General features: G+C 71.2%; 14 protein-coding genes. 12 read left to right on the top strand and 2 right to left on the bottom strand.

Going from position 1 to position 18472, the window contains the following annotated elements; genetic code table 11:
* From E1294_RS09955 to E1294_RS09940, 4 genes are all read left to right on the top strand, one after another.
* Positions 1-344 (top strand): ThuA domain-containing protein (locus E1294_RS09955; protein ID WP_342775037.1); only part of this gene is annotated, 344 nt, incomplete at its 5' end.
* Positions 341-1426, top strand: coding sequence for a Gfo/Idh/MocA family protein (locus E1294_RS09950; protein ID WP_132507060.1), 1086 nt, complete (start codon positions 341-343; stop codon positions 1424-1426). The genes E1294_RS09955 and E1294_RS09950, both read left to right, overlap by 4 nt.
* 24 nt (positions 1427-1450) lie before the next feature.
* On the top strand, positions 1451-1732 hold the full coding sequence (locus E1294_RS09945; RefSeq protein WP_132507058.1) for a hypothetical protein: 282 nt from the start codon (positions 1451-1453) through the stop codon (positions 1730-1732).
* A gap of 85 nt (positions 1733-1817) precedes the next feature.
* Complete coding sequence (locus E1294_RS09940) at positions 1818-2174, top strand: hypothetical protein (protein ID WP_132507056.1); 357 nt, start codon at positions 1818-1820, stop codon at positions 2172-2174.
* Positions 2175-2398: 224 nt separating this feature from the next.
* Here E1294_RS09940 and E1294_RS09935 read toward each other — a convergent pair whose 3' ends face one another.
* Both E1294_RS09935 and E1294_RS09930 read right to left on the bottom strand, forming a co-directional pair.
* On the bottom strand, positions 2399-7216 hold the full coding sequence (locus E1294_RS09935) for a GH92 family glycosyl hydrolase (protein WP_220447647.1): 4818 nt from the start codon (positions 7214-7216) through the stop codon (positions 2399-2401).
* 332 nt (positions 7217-7548) lie between these two features.
* Positions 7549-7881 (bottom strand): cupin domain-containing protein, encoded by a 333-nt coding sequence (locus tag E1294_RS09930; RefSeq protein WP_132507054.1) that lies wholly within the window; start codon positions 7879-7881, stop codon positions 7549-7551.
* A 35-nt stretch (positions 7882-7916) separates the two neighbouring features.
* On the opposite strand from E1294_RS09930, the gene E1294_RS09925 reads away from it, so the two are divergent.
* The 8 genes from E1294_RS09925 (at position 7917) to E1294_RS09890 (ending at position 18388) form a co-directional block, all read left to right on the top strand.
* Positions 7917-8258, top strand: a complete 342-nt coding sequence (locus E1294_RS09925) for a hypothetical protein (RefSeq protein ID WP_132507052.1) — start codon at positions 7917-7919, stop codon at positions 8256-8258.
* Positions 8259-8402: 144 nt separating this feature from the next.
* On the top strand, positions 8403-9209 hold the full coding sequence (locus E1294_RS09920) for a rod shape-determining protein (RefSeq protein WP_132507050.1): 807 nt from the start codon (positions 8403-8405) through the stop codon (positions 9207-9209).
* Between the two features lie 21 nt (positions 9210-9230).
* Entirely contained in the window at positions 9231-10772 is a 1542-nt protein-coding gene (locus E1294_RS09915) for a PucR family transcriptional regulator (RefSeq protein WP_132507048.1), read from the top strand.
* A gap of 109 nt (positions 10773-10881) precedes the next feature.
* Entirely contained in the window at positions 10882-12141 is a 1260-nt protein-coding gene (locus E1294_RS09910) for an NAD(P)/FAD-dependent oxidoreductase (RefSeq protein WP_132507046.1), read from the top strand.
* A gap of 486 nt (positions 12142-12627) precedes the next feature.
* Positions 12628-13476 carry a phosphotransferase gene (locus E1294_RS09905; protein ID WP_132507044.1) on the top strand — a complete coding sequence of 283 codons (849 nt, stop codon included), beginning with the start codon at positions 12628-12630 and terminating at the stop codon, positions 13474-13476.
* A 269-nt stretch (positions 13477-13745) separates the two neighbouring features.
* Positions 13746-14183 (top strand): anthrone oxygenase family protein, encoded by a 438-nt coding sequence (locus tag E1294_RS09900; RefSeq protein ID WP_132507042.1) that lies wholly within the window; start codon positions 13746-13748, stop codon positions 14181-14183.
* Between the two features lie 379 nt (positions 14184-14562).
* Positions 14563-17637: a CHAT domain-containing protein gene (locus tag E1294_RS09895; protein ID WP_132507040.1), complete on the top strand. Its 3075-nt coding sequence runs from the start codon at positions 14563-14565 to the stop codon at positions 17635-17637.
* Positions 17624-18388: a class I SAM-dependent methyltransferase gene (locus tag E1294_RS09890; RefSeq protein WP_132507038.1), complete on the top strand. Its 765-nt coding sequence runs from the start codon at positions 17624-17626 to the stop codon at positions 18386-18388. The genes E1294_RS09895 and E1294_RS09890 overlap by 14 nt, the downstream gene beginning before the upstream one ends.
* Positions 18389-18472 lie beyond the last annotated feature (84 nt).

Raw genomic sequence — 18472 nt, 5'->3', positions numbered from 1 at the left:
ACCCCATCGAGATCCCCGCCCAGGAGATGTACGGCGAGCAGTTCGACATCCCGGCCCCCGACGAGCTGATCTTCATCAGCTCGTTCACCGGCGGCGAGGTGTTCCGCAGCGGCTGCACCTTCCGCCGCGGCAACGGCAAGATCTTCTACTTCAGCCCCGGCGACCAGGACTACCCGGTCTACCACCACCCGGACGTGCTGCACGTCATCGCCAACGGAGCCGAATGGGCGGCCGCCGACCCGTCACGGCGCGAGTTGCCGGCCCTGCTCCGCTCCGAGGCGGGCGACCTCGACACCGGGCGCGGCCACCGGGGCGCGACGCACGACAAGGAAGGCGCCGAATGAGCACCGCCGCCGGCCCGGCACGGCCGCTCCGCGTGGTCCAGGTCGGAGCGGGCGCGATGGGCCTGGTCTGGATGCGCACCCTGACCGCGTCCGACGCCGTCGACCTCGTCGGGGTGGCCGACCTCGACGTCGATCGGGCGCGGGCCGCCGTACGCGCCACCGGCGCCGACGCCAAGGTCGGAGCCTCGCTCGGCGACCTGCTCGCGGACACCGTGCCGGACGCCGTCGTGAACGTCACCGTCCCGGCCGCCCACAACGAGGTGAACATCGAGGCGCTCTTCGCCGGGCTCCCGGTCCTGTGCGAGAAGCCCGCCGCGCCGACCCTGGCCGAGGCGGTCGTCCAGGTCGCCGCCGCCGAGGCGACCGGCCGGCTGCTGATGATCAGCCAGTCCCGCCGCTACTACGCCGCCCTGGAGGAATACCGTCGCCGCATCGCCGAGCTCGGCATGCCCGGCCTGCTCACCACCGGATTCTTCCGCGGCGAGCGCTTCGGGGGCTTCCGCGACGTGATGGAGCAGCCGCTGCTGGTGGACATGGCCGTCCACGCCTTCGACGCGGCCCGATACCTGCTCGGCGCGGAGCCGATCTCGGTCGTGTGCGAGAGCTGGAACCCGGCCTGGAGCTGGTACCACGGCGACGCGGCGGCGACCGCGACGTTCCTGTTCGACGGCGGCACCCGTTACGTCTTCACCGGCTCCTGGTGCGCGGAAGGGCTGGAGACACCCTGGAACGGCGAGTGGCGGGCCACCGGCCCCGGAGGCACCGTGACCTGGGACGGCGAGGACCGCGTCACCTCCAGCACCGGCGGCGCGCCGGAGGTGCCGGCGGGCACTCACGAGGAGATCGCCGGGGCGCTGGCGGAGTTCGTCGCGGCGCTGCGCACGGGCGCGGAACCGTCCGGATCGATCGCCCGCAACATCCGCTCCCTGGCCATGGTGGAGGCGGCGGTGCGCTCGGCGGAGTCGGGCGCACGGGTCCACATCGGCGCGCTGCTGGAACAGGCCCACCGGGACGCGCTGGCCCTTCCCGTCCGCAAGGAGATCCGCGCCCGGCTGGAAGCCTCAGGACCGCGGCCCGGCTGACGGCGGAGCCGACCTACGCCCGCCGTGGGGACGGCGACGCCGACACTCTGGGCCAAGCTGCGCGACGACGACTCCGTCAGAGGCCGCTTCGAGTGGTGGGACGGCGAGTCCAGGGCAGGCGAGTTCGTCACCCCCACCGCCTCGTCGGGCAACGCGTTCTACGCCGGCGTCCCGGCGGGCGCGTACGAGGACGGCTCGGTGATCCGGTGGCGGTGCGCGCCGAGGACGGGAGAGCCGCCGGCGCGTGGGGCCCGTGGTGCGAGATCCGGGTCGACACCACCGCTCCCGGCAGCGAGCCGCTGGTGACCTCCGAGCAGTACCCCGAGAACGGCTGGGGGAGGGGCTCGGCCGCGCCGGGACGTTCACCTTCGACGCGAACGGCGCCACCGATGTGACGGCGTTCCTCTACGGGCTCAACACCGGCCCGGACGTGCGGGCCGACGCCGCCGGCGGGAAGGCGACCGTCCGGCTCACGCCGGACGAGGACGGGCCGAACGTGTTGTCCGTGCGCAGCGTGGACGCCGCGGGCAAGCAGGGGCCGATCCGCAGTTACGTGTTCCACGTCAGGGACGGCACAGGGCCCACCGGGCACTGGACGCTGGACGAGGGCACGGGTGCCTCGACCGCCGACGCGACGGGCCGTACGGCCACCAGTGCGAACTCGTCGGCTTGCAACCACATGTCGCCGTTGTCGGTCCAGATGCCGGCGAACACCTCGACCGAGGTGCGCGTCCCGCTGTCGAGGTGACGGTGAACGGGGTCCACGCGTCCACCGCGCGGAAGTTGACCTCGGCGATCGGCGCGCCTCCCGGCGTTCGTACGCCGAAGAAGCCGTTGTCGTTGTTCGCGGACGTCCGCAGCCGGCCGGTGAGGGTGTAGGTGGTGTCCGGCTCGAGCTCGACCACCTGGTGCAGGTCGTGCCAGCCGCTGTTGTGGCGAATCCGTTGCGGTCGCCGGTGAACCCTTCGAGCGTCAGGTCTCCGTACGGGTCAGCTCCAGGCGTACCCTGGCCAGCCAGGACCCCCAGCCGTCATCCGGCCGGCTGTCGCCGATCCGCAGGTAGAACGTCGGAGACCCGCCCCGCAGGTCGTCGAGGTCGAGCGTGCGCTCCGCGCGGTTGGACCGGTCGCGCACGTCCGCCTCCTCCCGCAGCACGGCCCGCCAGGACTGCTGATCCTCCGACACCTCCACGAGGAAGTGGTTGGCGATGTCCAGCGTCAGCGAACCGCCGGTGACCTGGGCGGGCAGCTCGAACCGGTAGGTGGCGTGGCTGTCGCCGTCGGTGAACCGGGCACGCCCGTCGTGCACCTCGCCGTCGAGCTTGGACCCGCCCGCGTCCAGGAGCCAGGGCTCCTCGGCCGGGGTGCCGGGCGTGAACTCCACCGTGTCGCCGATCAGCGTGACCGCCACCTGCTCGCCGGCGGACCCCTGGTCGGAGGTGGCGGCGAGCCGGATCACGTGGCTGCCGGGACCGGCCGTCGCCGGCGCCGCCACCTCGAACGTCAGGGTCTGGGACGCGCCCGGCGCGACGGGCCCGAAGCGGGCGGACGCGGGCCGGACGGTCCAGCCCTCCGGTCCCGTGGCGGTGAGCCGGCCACCGGCGGGCTTCGTGGCGTGGTTGGCCACGGTCGCCGAGAGCCTCACGGTCTCACCTGGGGCGGCGAAGACCCCGGAGCTCTCGATGACCAGCGTCGACGTGGCGGGCGGCTCGGGAGCGAGGAGCTCCACCTCGGCCAGCGAGACCGTCGAGCCGCCGGTGAACCTGATCCGGTAGTGGGTGTAGGCGCTCGGGCTGGTGATCTTGAACGGGCGCGTCTGCGACCGCCACGAGAAGCTCTCGCCGGTCCGCTTGTCGATCGACTTCCACGCGTTGCCGTCCTTGGAGCCCTCCAGGACCCAGCTGGACGGATCCTGGGCAGGCTCGCCCGAGCCGGACGTGAGCGTGTAGTAGCGCGCCGTGCGCTCGCCGTCGAAGGTGTACTGCACCCACTCGGGCACCGTCGCCCCGGTGGCCGAGTCGTTGTCGAACAGCGCGCTCACGTCGGCGTCGCCGGGCGCCGACGCCGTGCCGCGTCCCGTTGTCCCGGGCGGCCCGGTGAGGTCGTGCAACGGCGTGGGGACCCGGTCGTCGCCGGTGATCGAGGGCGGGGCGGCGTTCTTCCCCGTGCCCCAGCGCGAAGGCTTCGGCCCCATCTCGAATACCAGCTCGCCGCCCTTGGCGATCAGATCGTGCGGCAGGTACGTCTTCCCGTACGGCTTGCCGTTGACCTTCACCCCCTGCACGTAGACGTTGCGCGCGCTGTTGCCCGGCGCCTTGATCACCAGCTTCCTGCCGTTCTCCAGGCGCACGGTCGCCTTCTCGAACAGGGGTGAGCCGATCGCGTAGTAGGGGCTGCCCATCTGCAGCGGGTAGAAGCCGAGGGCGCTGAAGATCTGCCAGGCCGACATCTCGCCGTTGTCCTCGTCTCCCGGGTAGCCCTGGCCGATCTCGCTGCCCAGGTACAGCCGCGAGAGCGCCTCGCGCACCTTGGCCTGGGTCTTCCACGGTTGTCCCGCGTAGTCGTACATGTAGGGGATGTGGTGCGAGGGCTGGTTGCTGTGCCCGTACTGGCCCATCCGCACGTCGCGGGCCTCGCGCATCTCGTGGATGATCCCGTTGTACGAGCCGGGGAACAACGCGGTCTCCTGAGCGTCGAAGAACGCGTCGAGCTTGCCGGCCAGCCTGTCCGCGCCGCCGTACAGGTTGGCCAGGCCGCGGCCGTCCTGCGGCACGTGGAAGGCCATGTTCCAGCCGTTCGTCTCGGTGTAGTCGTGGCCCCAGTCGCGCGGGTCGTACGCGCCCGGCTTGAGCCGGAACGACCCGTCGGCGCTCCTGCCCTGGAAGAAGCGGACCGCCGGGTCGAACATGTGCACGTAGTTGAGCGCCCGGTTCCTGAAGTACTCGTGTTCCTCCAGGTAGCGGGCGCGCTTCGCGCCCTTCGACTGTTCGGCCAGCGCCTTGGCCATGTTTGCGATGCCGAAGTCGTTGATGTAGCCGTCCAAGGCCCACGACATGGCCTCACCCGTCGACTCCGTGCTCGTGTAGCCGAGGAAGACGGAGGTGGACAGGCCCTTGCGGCCCACGTGGCGGGTGGGCGGGGCGACCGTGGCGTTCTTGACCGCCGCCTCGTAGGCGGTCTCGGCGTCGAACCCGGTGACCCCCTTCAGATGGGCGTCGGCGAAGGCGACGTCGGAGCTCGTGCCGACCATCAGGTCGGCGTAGCCCGGCGAGGACCACCGCGCGATCCAGCCGCCGTCCTCGTACTGCCGCACGAACCCGTCCACCATCTCCCCGGCCGCTTCTGGCGTGAGCAGCGCGTACGCGGGCCAGGTGGTGCGGTAGGTGTCCCAGAAGCCGTTGTTGACGTACACCTTCCCGTCCGCCACCTTCGCCCCGGTCTCGGTGGGCGTGCTGGGCGGGGTCTCGACGGCCGACTGCACCGCGTGTTTGTACACCGGGGCGTCCGCGGTGCCGGTGTTCTCGAAACCGGAGTTGGGATACAGGAACAGCCGGTACAGGTTGGAGTACAGCGTGACGAGCTGGTCCTGGCTCGCGCCCTCGACCTCGATGACGCCGAGCTTGGCGTCCCACGCCTTCCGCGCCCGCTCGCTGACCTGCTCCAGCGTGTCGGAGGCGCCGATCTCCAGCTCCAGGTTCCGCCTGGCCTGCTCGACGCTGATCAGCGACGACGCGATCCGCATGGTCACCGTGCGCGCGGCGCCCGCCTTCTCCGGTCCTGCGTCGAAGGCCAGGTAGCCGAGCACGTTGTCGCGTCCCTGGCCGGTCAGCTTGCCGCCGCCGGTGACCGGGCGGTCGAAGGTGGCGTAGTAGAACATGCGCGTCGCCCCGGTGGACAGGTCGCTGCGCACGTCGGAATAGCCGGTGACCACGCCGCCGGACACGTCCAGGGTCAGGCCGCCGCTGTTGTTCACGTTGTCGAAGACCAGCTTGGCGGACGAGCCGGGGAACGTGAACCGGGCCAGCGCCGCGTGGTCGGCCGGCGCGATCTCCGTCTTGAGGCCGTTGTCGAAGGTGACCGCGTACAGGTGCGGCTGCGCGACCTCCCGCTCGTGGCGGAAGGGCAGCGCGCGGGCGGTCCTCGACGGGTCGGGCACCCCTTCGGCCGCCGACGGCATGAACTGGAACGTCTGCCGGTCGCCCATCCACGGGCTGGGCTCGTGGCTGGCGGTGAACGCCTGGATCTCGGGCAGGTTCGCCGCGTTGTTGGCCCGGTGGTAGTCGTAGAGCCAGCTGGTCGAGCCGGCGTTGGTCATCGGCGTCCAGAAGTTGAACCCGTGCGGCACGGCGGTGGCCGGGACGTTGTTGCCCCGCGAGAACCCGCCCGTGGAGTGGGTGCCGCGAGTGGTCACCACGTACTCCGAGGGCCGCCGCTCGTCACGCCCGCCACGGCCCTCGTACGGCTGCCGCTTCCGCTCCGTGACGATCTTGATGTCGTCCACCCAGCCGCGGAACCCGGCCTCGCCCACAGGGCTGTCGTAGGCCACCAGGATGCGGCTGATCCGCTTGCCCTTGGCCACCTTGCCGATCTCGGCGCGCTTGAAGTTCCACTGGTCGGCGTAGAGGGTCTTGGACTCACCCTGCTCCCGGGGCGCCAGCCGGACCCCGTGCTGGTCGACGGCCTTCAGATCGCTGAGGTAGGTGCCGTCGCTGAAGGCCAGGTCCACGGAGACGTACGTGCTGGGATAACGCAGGTGGGCCGAGGTGAACTCGGGGAAGACCACGTAGGACAGCTCCGTCCCGGACGTGACCGGGATGTCCACCTCGAACACCTTGTTGGTGGAGTAGCCGCCCTTGCCCGACGTGGTGCCGCCTGCGTACCGGAACGCGCGCAGGCCGGTGAAGCCGGCGCGCGGCCTGGACACGTAGCCGCGGGTAGGGCCGTCGCCGACGTGGCTGCGCATGTCGCTGGGCGGCCTGGTGCCGGTGCGGCCGTCGGACAACTCCCACTCGGCCAGCTGCAGCATGGGGGCGCCGCCGACGCGGGTGACGTTCAGCCGGTAGTGGGCGTGGGCGGTCGAGTTGGTGAACCTGTACTCCTTGCGCTGGAGACGCGCCGAGAACCTCTCGCCGGTCCGGGTGTCCAGGGTCGTCCAGGTCTTCCCGTCCTGTGAGCCCTGGAGTTGCCAGTCGCGGGGGTCGCGCTCGGGTACGTCGTCAGCGGAGGTCAGCGCGTAGTGCACGACCGCGACCGGCTCGGACAGTTCGTACTGCGCCCAGCCCGTGCCGCTGTCCACCAGCCACTTGGTGCTCGCGTCGGTGTCGGCGAGGTTCTCCTTCACCTCGCCGGCGTTGAAGAACTCGCCGCTGACGCTGATCCGGGCGATCTTGTCGGAGATGCCACCCTCGATGCCGCCGGGCAGGGTGCCGGCGACGTTCTCGGCCTTCTTACCGCCCTTGGTGTCGGTCTCGGTGGTGTTGATCCAGGTCGGCTGGGGGTCGCCGGGCTCGAAGGACGAGGCGAAGGCCGCTCCTTCCGCCTGGGCCAGCTTCTGCCCGTCCTGCGCCGCTCGCCGCGCCCGCTCCGCGGACGGAGCCGGCTCGCTCGCCTTCGGGTCGGGCGGCGGGCTGGAGGACGGGCCGGGGGCAGGGGTGCCCGAAGGGCCGGGATTGGGAATCGGGTCTGGACCTTTCTGTGCGGTGGCGCCCGCCGGGCCGTACTGGGTGGTCAGCGCGGCGGCGGCCGGGGCGGAGAGCGCGAGGGCGACGCCCGCGCATAAGACCGCCGTCATGAGGGATCGTCGGCGAGGGTGCTTCATCGAGGGGGAACCTTCCGTGCGTCAGCCGGTACGGGGACTCGGTCGGGCAGCGTCACGAAGGCGGCTGCGTGGGTCGTGCCTTGTCGGGACGGGACGGGGATGGCCAGGGGGGTGCTCACAACGATCGACCAGCAGAGGGATGACAACGTTGTCAACCTGAATCTGTCAAGGAAGTTTTCAGTTCGCGGGCCCCCTGTCAAGAGGCCGCCTCCGGAACCGGGGCGGGCACAGGAAGGTGCGTCGGTGGGAGGCAGGTGGGAGGCCGGCGGGCTCCCACCTGTGACAGCGGATCGGGCGCGCCGAGGTCAGCGCAACTTGGCGACGGTCAGCAGGACCGCGGAGTCCTCCAGCGCCTCGAGACTGTGGCGGGCGTCGGGCACGATGAGCAGGTCTCCGGTGCGCGCCTCCCACGACTCCGCACCGGCCACCATGCGCACCCGGCCGTGCAGCACCTGCACCGTGGCCTCCCCCGGGTTCTCGTGCTCGGCGAGGCACGCGCCCTGCTTCATGCCGATGACCGTCTGGCGCAACACCTTCTCGTGCCCGCCGTACACGGTGTCGGCGGTGTGACCGCCACCGGCGCCGGCCGCCAGATCGGTTTGCTGACGGGCCAGGGCCGCGAGCGAGACTTTCTGCATGCCGCCATTGTCTCAGTTGGGCTATGGTCGGCCGTGTGACGGGACCGTGGAACACCCCACGCAGGCTCATCGTGCTGAGCCTGGTCCTGGTGTGCTCGCTGGTGGCCGGCGCGTCCAGCGTCCGGCACACCGCCGGTGACCCCGTCACCCAGGAGGCGACGACGTGGAGCCCCGGCACCACGGACCACCGGCTGACGGGCCTGCCGCCCCAGCTCTTCATCGGCCGCGAACACCTTGTGCCGGCGCAGGCCGGCGCGCGGCAGGGCGACGCCGCCCATCTCGCGCTGCTGCCCCCGCCGCACGGCTCGGCCGCCGTTGGAGACCCCCAGCAGTTCGGGCACCGCCCCGCGGGGTCACGCAGCCCGCCGCCGATCTAGCCGGTCCTTCCCCGCTGCCACGCACTGCCGCGCCGCGTGGCCCGGCCGTGCGTGCCCGGCTGCCCGCCGGCGCGGCCGTCCCCACGCGGGACACGCCCCTTTCCTTCCTTCCTTCTCGCGTCAAGCAAGGAGCCGAACACCGCCATGGCCGAGCTCGAACCAGCCCGTACCCTCCAGCGCACCCGCCACGGCCGGGTGGCGCTCGATCTGGGCACCGCGCGCACCAGAGCGCTGACGTCGAGCGGGGCCGCCATCGCCGACCGCCCCTCGGCCGTCGTCGCCGCCCCGCCCATCGCCGGCGCCGCCGATCCGGTGCGCCCGATCCGGCACGGGATGGTCGCCGACCCGGGCGCGTGCCTGCGCCTCGTACGCCTCGTGTTGCGGGACGTCCAGACGGCGGGTGACCGCTCGATGGAGCAGGTGGTGGTCGGCGTGCCCGTGGCCGCGTCGCCCAGCGACCGGCGGGCGGTGCGCACCGCGGTCTCCGAGGCCGCCGGGTGCGGGGTGACGCTGGTGGAGGAGCCCCTGGCCGCGGCCGTCGGCGTCGGCCTGGACGTCACAGGCTCGCGGCCGTTCCTGCTGCTCGACGTGGGCGCGGGCATCGTCGAGGCCGTCGCCATCCGCGACGGCGCCATCAGCGACGCCATGGCCATCCAGCTGGGCGCCACGACCGGAGCGGGGCTGCTGCCGTACGTGCTGGACGGCGTCGTCGACATGACGGCCGCGCTGCTGCGCCGCCTGCCCGCCCAGCTTCGCGCCGCCGCGCGCGGCAACGGCCTGACGGTGACCGGGGGCGGCGCCCTGCAGGCGCGGTTGCTGAACCGCCTGGACACCGCCCTGCGCATGCCGGTCAGCACGCCGTCCGAGCCGCAGGACGCCACCGTACGCGGCCTGATGCGGCTGTGCCTGCGGCCCGCGCTGGCCTCCGGCATCGCCGCGCGTGGCCGCTGATCGCCGGGGCAGGGTAAGCCCGTGATCCGACTCGATCGCCTGGTCAACGTGCTGGGCGGATACGGGGTGCGGCTGTGCGGGCGGCCCGAGACACGCTCGGTCCAGCTGCGCAGCGTGGCGATGCCGGACCCCACCGACGAGCGCGTCCAGGGTGACGTGCTGCTGGCGGTCGGCGCCCCGTCGGCGGCCGAGGCGGTCCGGTGGGCGGTGTCGGCGCGGGCCACGGTGGTGCTGGTGCGCGCCGGCGCCGAGGCCGCCCGCGCGGCGTCCTCGGCCGGCGAGAGCGAGGGCGTGGCGGTGATGCTGGTCGACCCCGCCGTGTCGTGGAGCCAGCTCGCCGGCGTGGTGTACGGGCTCGTCCTGGAAGGGCGGGAGACGGAGGCGGGTCGCGGGCCGACGGACCTGTTCGCGCTGGCCGACAGCCTGGCCGACGTGGTCGGCGGCGCGGTCACCATCGAGGACCGGCTGTCGCGGGTGCTGGCGTACTCACGCTCCCAGCAGGCGGGCGACCCGGCCCGGCTGGAGACGATCCTGGTGCGGCAGGTTCCCGACCGGCTGCGCGCGTTGTTCCAGTCCCGGGGGGTGTTCGACCGGCTGACCGCGTCCGACGAGCCGGTGTTCGTCGAGCAGGATCCGGATCACGGGCTGACCGGCCGGATGGCGGTGGCCGTGCGGGCGGGCCGCGAGGTGCTCGGCTCGGTCTGGGTGACCTGCGGCAGCCCGCTGACCGGGGCGCGGCTCGGCGCACTGACCGACGGGGCGCGCACGGTGGCGCTGCACCTGCTGCGCCAGCGGGCGAGTGCCGACCTGGAGCGGCAGGTGGAGTCCGACCTGGCCATCCGGCTGCTGGAGGGCAGCGCCGACGCCGCGACGGTGCTCAGCCAGCTGGGGCTGGCCGGCGAGACGCTGCGCGTCATCGCCGTCCGCGCGCACACCGAGAACGAGCGGCACGCCGCGCTGCTGCTGGCGTTCGAACGGGCCACCACCGGCTTCGGCTGGTCGCGGCCCGGACGCAGCACGCTGCTGGGCAACACGCTCTACACGATCCTGCCCGGCGAGGAGGCCGACGCGGCGCGGGCCTGGGTGTCCGCGCTGGGGTCCGCCCTGCCCGCGCAGGTGAGGCTCCTCGCCGGGATCGGGGCGCCGGCCAGGGCGGCCGAGCTGCCGGCCAGCCGGCAGGAGGCGGACGAGTGCCTGGCGCTGCACGAGACGGGCCCCCGTCAGGCCGCGCCGCCGGCGTACGACGAGTCCTGGGACGACATCCTGCTGCGGCGGCTGCGGGCCGCCGCGCGCACCGGCCGCACCCCCGCCCGCGGGCCGGTCGGCGCGCTGCGCCGGCACGACGCCCGCCACGGCACCCACTACATGGCCACGCTGCGGGCGTGGCTGGAGGCCCAGGGCGATCCCGCCGTCGCCGCGGAACGGCTCGGCGTCCACCCCAACACCGTGCGCAACCGGCTGCGCAAGATCGCTCAGATCACCCCGCTCGACCTGGACGACGCCCGCCAGCGCCTGGCCATGATCATCACGCTGGCGGCCCTGGAGGACGACCGGCCGTTGTGAGGACCGGACAATCCGGCCGGTGCGATTGTCGGCTCCGCACAACGCTGGACGGTCCCGCGCGCGCGATCCTGGGAGAAAGAGCATCATTTGTCCAGTACGGAGGCATGCCATGACCGGCAACGAGCGCATCACCAACCCGCCGCGATCGGCGATCGTGGTGGGCGCCGGCATCGTCGGCCTGTCGACCGCGTGGTTCCTGCAGGAACGCGGCGTCGAGGTCCACGTGGTCGATCGCGGCGGCGTGGCGGCCGGAGCGTCCTGGGGCAACGCGGGATGGGTCGCGCCCGGCCTGGCCATCCCGCTGAACGAGCCCTCCGTCCTGCGTTACGGCCTCAGATCGCTGGTGAACCCGGCCGCGCCGCTGCACGTCCCGGCCACCGTCGATCCGAAGCTCTGGGCGTTCCTGGCCCGGTTCGCCGCCAACTCCCGGTGGTCGTCGTGGACGCGGGCGGTGCACGCGAACCTGCCGCTGAACGAGGAGTGCATCGAGGCGTACGAGGTGCTCACCGCCAACGGCGTGGACGCCCCCGTCGTCGACGCGCCCATCACCGCGGCCTTCCGCACCCCGCACCAGGCCGAGAGCCTGCTGCGCGAGCTGCGCCGGATGGCCGACGCGGGACAGCCCGTCGACCACGCCGTCCTGGACGGCGCCCGGCTCGCCGAGCACGTGCCGCTCGCCTCCGCTGCCCTGCGGGCGGGCGTGCGGATCGACGGGCAGCGATACGTCGACCCCGGCGGCTTCGTCCACGCCCTGAGCAGGGCGGTCATGGCCCGCGGAGCTACCTTGTACGCCTTCGAGGTCGCCGACGTGCGCGACGAGAACAGCAAGCTCACCGTCAGCTCGCGCCACGGCACGTCCGTGTCGGCCGACGCGGTGGTGGTGGCCACCGGCGCGTGGCTGCCGCGCCTGGCCTCCCGTTGGGGGGTGCGCGTCCCCGTGCAGGCCGGCCGGGGCTACTCCTTCACCGTGCCGGTCGACCGTCCCGTGCCCGGCCCGATCTACCTGCCGGACGTGCGGGTGGCGTGCACGCCGTACCAGGGGGGGTTGCGTGTGGCGGGAACCATGGAGTTCCGCGACCCCGACGCGCCGGGCGCCCCCGCCCGGACGGAGGCGATCATCGCCTCCGCCCGCCCGCTGCTGGACGGCGTGCGCTGGGACGAGCGCACCGACGTCTGGGTGGGCCCGCGGCCGGTCACCCCCGACGGACGCCCGCTGGTCGGCGCGACCGCCAAGCGGGGGATCTACGTGGCCGGCGGGCACGGCATGTGGGGCCTGACCCATGGCCCGATCACGGGCCGGCTGCTGGCCGAGCAGATCACCACCGGCAAGCAGCCCGCCGTCCTGCACGAGTTCGACCCGCTGCGCTGACCGGTCCGCCAGGCAGCGCCGTCCGGCCCGTGGCGCCGTCCGCCCCGCTGCGCTGACCGGTCCGCTGCTGACCGGGCGGGGCTCGCTGCGGCGCTCACCGCGCGGTGGTTCAGGCGCTGTCGCCTCTATCCTGAGGGGTGCTGACCTCCCCCCACGGCTGAAGCCCGGGGATGCCACCCCTCGCGGGTTGGATCTTCCTGCTTGACTGGCGACACCCGTCCCGGTCAAGGCGAGGGGCAGGGGGTTGCCCAACGGTCTTACGTGGCCTCCACAGGCTTCGCCTCCCGCCAGCCCGGCGGTAGACCCGGCGGCTCGATTCTCGCCGCCGGGCGAACATGACGCCACCAGTTCGTACACCTGTGCGACATCGTTTTCGGGGCAACGTACCGTCTTGGCAGCGATCCGTCGGACCTTGTGCCGCTACGCGGCGGGTCCGCCTTCCTCCCCCAGGTCCGAAGCCCGGGCTCTGAGAGAGTGAGTACCGTGATGAACGCCTCAACGTATGTCGACCCATCCGAACCGCACGCCGAGATCCCGCTCGCCGGCGGTGACGTCACCGAAGGGGTCGTACGCGTCGGTGACACCGTGCGCCGCCCGGTGGGGTCCAACGCCCCGCTCGTCCACGCGCTGCTGCGCCATCTGGAGGAGGTCGGATTCGCGGGTGCGCCGCGTTTCCTCGGCATCGACGCGGCCGGTCGCGAGGTGCTGACCTTCGTCCCCGGCGAGGTCGCCGGGCGGCCGCGCCCGGAGTGGATCGCCGACGAGGAGCGGCTGGCCTCCGTCGGGCGTCTCGTGCGCGCCTATGACGACGCCGCCGCGGGTTTCGTCGTGCCCGAAGGGGTGGGGCCCGTTCCCGGGTTCACCGAACAACCCGACATGCCGGCCCTGCCGCCCCACCCGCCCGAGGTGGTCGGCCACATGGACTACACCCCGGACAACGTGGTCTTCCGCGACGGCCGTGCGGTGGCACTGATCGACTTCGACCTCGCCAAGCCGGTCACCAGGGTCGACGAGATGTGCAACACGATGTTGTACTGGGCGCCGCTGATGGACCCTGTCGACGCCGACCCGCCGCTGCGGGACGTGGACGCGCTGCGCCGCTGCCGCATCCTCGCCGACGCCTACGGCATGTCGGAGGCCGATCGCGCACGGCTCGTCGAGGTGGCCGTGCTGCGGTCGCGCCGGTCGTGGTTCACGATGCGGCAGATGGCGGTGGAGCACGGCGGCGGCTGGGCGCGCATGTGGGAGGAGGGCGTCGGCGACCGGATCAAGCGGCGCGAGGCGTGGCTGAACCGCAACGGCGCGGTCATCGACGCGGCCCTGAACGCCCCATGACCACACCGGACGCACCCACCTGACCGGACGGGCCGTGAAGCCGGGGTCACATCGTCGGCAGATTCGAGACCTCGGGGCTGGCCGGTTCAAGATGGCCGCGCACGCCCGGCGGCGGATGGACTCGGTCGTCCGGCCCGGCCGGATGGACTCGGTCCTCCTGCTCGGGCGGCGGTGCCGGTGGCCGCGACCGTGACGCCGTGGACGCTCGCGTATGCGATCGAGCGCCCGATGCATGGACCGTCTCATGCCGCGGGCGTCACTATGAGCTCATGTTGGCACTGTCCCTTGTCGCACTCGCGCTGCACGGCGCCCTCGCGGGCCTGTTCTACACCTTCTCCATGTCCGTCATGCCGGGCCTGAACGCCATCGACCCCGCCCAGGCGGAGGCGGCCATGCGCAGCATCAACCGTAAGATCCTCAACCCCTGGCTCTACCTCGTGTTCCTGGGATCGCCGCTGGCGGCGCTGGTGGCCGGATTGCTCGCGGACGCTCCCGCCGCCTTCTGGTTCTTCGCCGCCGCCGCAGTGAACTTCGTCGGTTCGTTCCTCGTCACGGTGGCGATCAACGTACCGATGAACAACGCCTTCGAAGCGGGAACCATGCCGTGGAAGGATTACGCGAGCAGGTGGACCGCGTGGAACACGCTCCGCGCGGCAGCTGGCGTGGTGAGCCTCGTCCTGATGGGTGCCGGCCTGACCGCCCTCTGAGGGACCGAGCGGGCGGGACCGCCCGCGTGAGCGCCGCCCACCCGGGCTCATCCGCGCCTGGCCTGACCTTGCGGGAAGAAATGCCTGACGGGGCCAGGAGAAAATGACAACGTTAAGAGGGCATCGAGGGAATCGATCGCGTATTGCATCCGGAATATAATAACATTATGGTTAATAGATGCTTTCCGGGAGATGCGGCACGGGGTGCTTGATGATGTCCTCCTCGCCCGGCCGCAGCCCCATGAGCTCCTGGCTTCGCTGCCCTGCCTGATGATCCTCCCAGGTCATCGCACGTGAAGCAGCGGACGAGGTTACGCTTGAACGGTTCGTGCCGATGTCATTCTGGCGGGATTGAACGGGGTCATTCTCGGGAGGTGAGATGGCCCAGCGGTTCAGCGAGTTCGAACTCCGGCTCGACGCGGTCCACGGCGTGCACTCTCGATCCGCCGACGGGCACGAGGCGAGCGGTCAGTGGGTGGATGCCGACCTGCTCGCGATCGAGCCCTTGGCCGCGAACGTGTTCACTGCCGGCGGCTCGCCCAAACGTTTGGGCGACGCGATGGAGCGGCTGGCGTTCCCCGGGCGGGTGGCGGAGCATTTCGCCACCGCGTGGCAGCTCGCCAGGCGGAATCATTCAGTGTTGCGGGTTCGGCTGCGGCTGGACGTGAAGCTGGCGCCGTTCCCCTGGGAATTCCTGCGTTTCCGCGACCGCTGGCTCGCCACGCACGCTGATTTCGTCCTCGCCCGGCACGTCGCGCGGGCCGTGGGCGGAAGGCCCGCGGACCAGTTGCCCGACCGGCCCAAGATCCTGGTCGCGTCCGGATCCCAGCAGGAGGGGCCGATCCAGGTCGGCGAGATCCATCAGCTGCTCAACACCAGGCACTACGAAGTGCTGGAACCGCTGGAGGACTGCGAGCTGCGGGACCTCGACCAGGCGCTGGTCAGAGACCGGCCGCACATCCTGCATCTCATCGCTCACGGGCGCGTCCGCGATGGCCAGGGCGAGATCGCCCTGTCGCACCGGGGCGACAGCACCCACTGGCACACCGCGGACCAGCTGGCGACGGTCTTCGACCGCTGGCAGCCCGAGCTGGTCCTGCTGCACACGTGTGACAGCGCGGCCCGCCCTCGCGGCGAAGCATCCGATGGCGAACAGCACGTGAGCGTCACGGACGCCATGGCGGCCAAGGGGCCACTCCGCGTCGTCGGGATGAGCGCCCCGATCTCCAACGAGGTCGCCGTGGCCTTCTCCAACGAGTTCTACCGTGAGCTGACGAGGACGGGCGCCACCATCGAGTACGCCGTCCAGCTGGCCAGGAGAGGGCTGGGGCGCGAGTTCGGCTTCACCCGCCCGTGGTTCGGCGTGGCGAACCTCCTGCTGTCGGGGGCGGCCGAGCACCCTCCGGCGCCTGAGACCGGGCCGGACGACCTGGTCGTTTCCCAGGCTCCGCGCGTCCGGCACAACCTGCGGCAGCGCGACTACACCACCTTCGTGGGCCGTGACCGGGAGCTACGCCAGCTGAGCAACCTGCTTCCGCCGGACTCCAGTTGCCCGGTCATCGGGGTGTTCGGACCGGCGGGTTCGGGCAAGAGCACGCTCGCGCTGGAAATCGTGCACCGCGTGATCGAGGCGCCCAAGCCCGCGTTCGACACCGTGATCTGGGTGAGCGCGCAGACGCAGGTGCTCACCAGGGCAGGCGTTCAGCCGCACTCGCACGTCAACGCGCTGGAGGACGTGCTCCAGAGCACGGCCCTGACGATGGGACGTTCGGAGCTGCTGCGGCTCCCGGTGCCCGAACAGGTCGAAAGGCTCCGGCTGGCGATGGTCGACCAGCCCGTGCTCATCGTCATCGACAATTTCGAGACGGTGGACGATCATCGGGTGCTCGAGTTCGTCAGCGAGTTGCCCGCCCCGACACGGGTGCTGCTGACGTCGCGCGAGTTCGTCGAGTGCTCCGATCACATCCGGCTCGGACCGATGGGGGAGTCCGAGGCGATCAGGTTGCTGGAGCTGGAGCTGAGCAGGAGAGGGATCCAGCAGAGCCGCGATCAGAACGAGCGGTTGGCGGCGGCGAGCAACGCGCTCCCGCTCATCATCAAGTGGGTGGTGGGCCACCTGGCCGCCGGGCATGCTCCTGACTCCGTGCTGGCCAAGCTGGCCAGCGGCACCGACGACCTGGCCGCTTACTGTTTCGGCACCTCGGTGGAGTCGCTGCGGATGCGTAACCCCGACGCATACCAGAGCCTCATAAGCGCGTCGGTGTTCGCCGGATCCATGTCGAGGGAGGCCTTCGGCGAGGTCGCCGCGCTCGACTCGCCGCACGTGCGCGATGAGTGCATCGCGACGCTGCTCGGCATGAACCTGCTGGAGCAGACGGGCGAGCGGCTGCGCATGCTGCCCGTGATCAAGCGGCTCATCCTGAAACTCGTCGGCGACGTGGCCGGTCTGGCTGAGCCGCGAACGCGGCAGGTGGCCTACTACCTCCGGTTTCTCAAGAAATACAACCCCAAACAGGACTCCACTCCCGAGACGGAGCCGTTCTGGCAAGAGGTCCACAACATCCGGGCACTGATCCGAGCCCTGCAGACTGAGGGGGCCGACGAGGACGCCGAAGGGGCTGACAAGGATTACGTCAAGCTGTGCGTCGAGTACAGCTCATTCGTATGGGTGCACGGGCTCTGGGCCGAACTGTTCGAGATCGCCCAGAGCATCGGAGTGTCGGGAAGGAAGACCGGCGACTGGGAGGCGGTCGCGAAGGTGGCGCTGGACGCGGCTCTGGCCTACATGGACCGGTTCGACGCCGACGCCATGCGCGAGCAACTGACGCTCGTGCTCGAGATGTTCGAGCACCTGGACCGGATCCCGCCTCAGCTGTATGAGACGTTCTTGTTCTGCCGGGCGGCCGCGGCCGCCATCCGGCGCGACGCCGCCGCGCAGCAGTACTTCGAGGAGGACCTCGAATTCATCGAGAGCATCGGAGAGCGCTGGCGCAAAGCGGGCACGCTGTGGTGGATGGGCGCCTTCAATGCCCGGCAGGGGCGCTGGGAGGACGCGCAACGTTACTTCGACCAGGCAATGGAAATATCGGAGTCGGCGGGAGATCGGCGCACCATGGCGCTGGTCTACGGCTGGCGGCCCGCCGCCCTGTACTTCTTGGGCAGGAAGAACGACGCTTTCGGGTCGATAGCGGAACTGGAGGGCTTCGTGCAGCGGTACGGGCAGCTCACGTCCAAGGGGCAACTCGCCGACAGCGCGGCCATCATCCACCTCGCGGAAGGGCTCGCCCACCTGCAGAGCGGGCTGGCGTACGCGGAGGCGGCGCACGGAGTCTTCCGTGATCTGGGAAGGAAAGAGCTCGCGGCGCACTACGAGGCGGTGGTGCCCGCTCTGCACGAAATCGTCACACGATTGGCAGAACTGCAGCGGAAGGAACCACCGAATGGCTCGACGTGAGATTCTTGAATGGGGTTCGATCGCCGAGCGCTATGCCGCCTGGCTGAACGACGAGGAGAACATTTCGGGTCGGGCCTTCACCGACATCGTCACCGACGCGGTCCTCGACATGGCCGGCGATCCCGCCGGCAAGCGGGTTCTCGACCTGGGCTGCGGTGAGGGATATCTCTCCCGTCACCTCGCGCGGGCGGGTGCCGTTGTGGAGGCCATCGACGGCGCGGGGGAGATGTTGCGGATCGCGCGCGCCCTCTCCGGAGACCTGCCCGTCAGCTTCCGCCAAGGCGACATCTGCGGGAAGCTGCCCTACGATTCCAGCACCTTCGAGCTGATCGTCTGCAACATGGTGCTGATGGACGTCGACGACATAGGCCACGCCATAGCGGAGGCGGCACGGGTTCTCAAACCGGGCGGCCGGCTCGTCTTCTCTGTCGTTCACCCCACGTTCTTCGACGCCACAGGTGAGTGGCGCAGCGAGGACGGGCAGCCGGTCTACCGGCCACGACGCCGCTACGTCGAGGAGTTCAGCTACGTCAAAACCCTGGTCGGGCTCGATCCGCCCGCCCGGCTCACCCATCATCACCGGCCCATCCAGTCCTACGTGCAGGCCGTGCTGGCGGCCTCCCTCGTGCTGTCCGGCTTCGCCGAGACCAGCATGTCCCGGGACCGGCGCCGACCCGAGCTGACGCGTTTCCACTTCACGGCCAACAACCTGGTCATCGGGGCCACCAAACCGGGCGGAGCCGAGGGATGAAGCGCCCCTTGCCGCAGCGCATCGGTGATCTGCTGGGCAGGGCCCGGACCGGACGCGTCGACACCCGTTCCTACTCCGCCGTCC

The sequence above is a fragment of the Nonomuraea diastatica genome, assembly GCF_004349015.1.
Taxonomy (GTDB): Bacteria; Actinomycetota; Actinomycetes; order Streptosporangiales; family Streptosporangiaceae; genus Nonomuraea; species Nonomuraea diastatica.
Note: the sequence above shows the minus strand (reverse complement) of the source record. Positions and strands in the feature narration are given on the sequence as shown.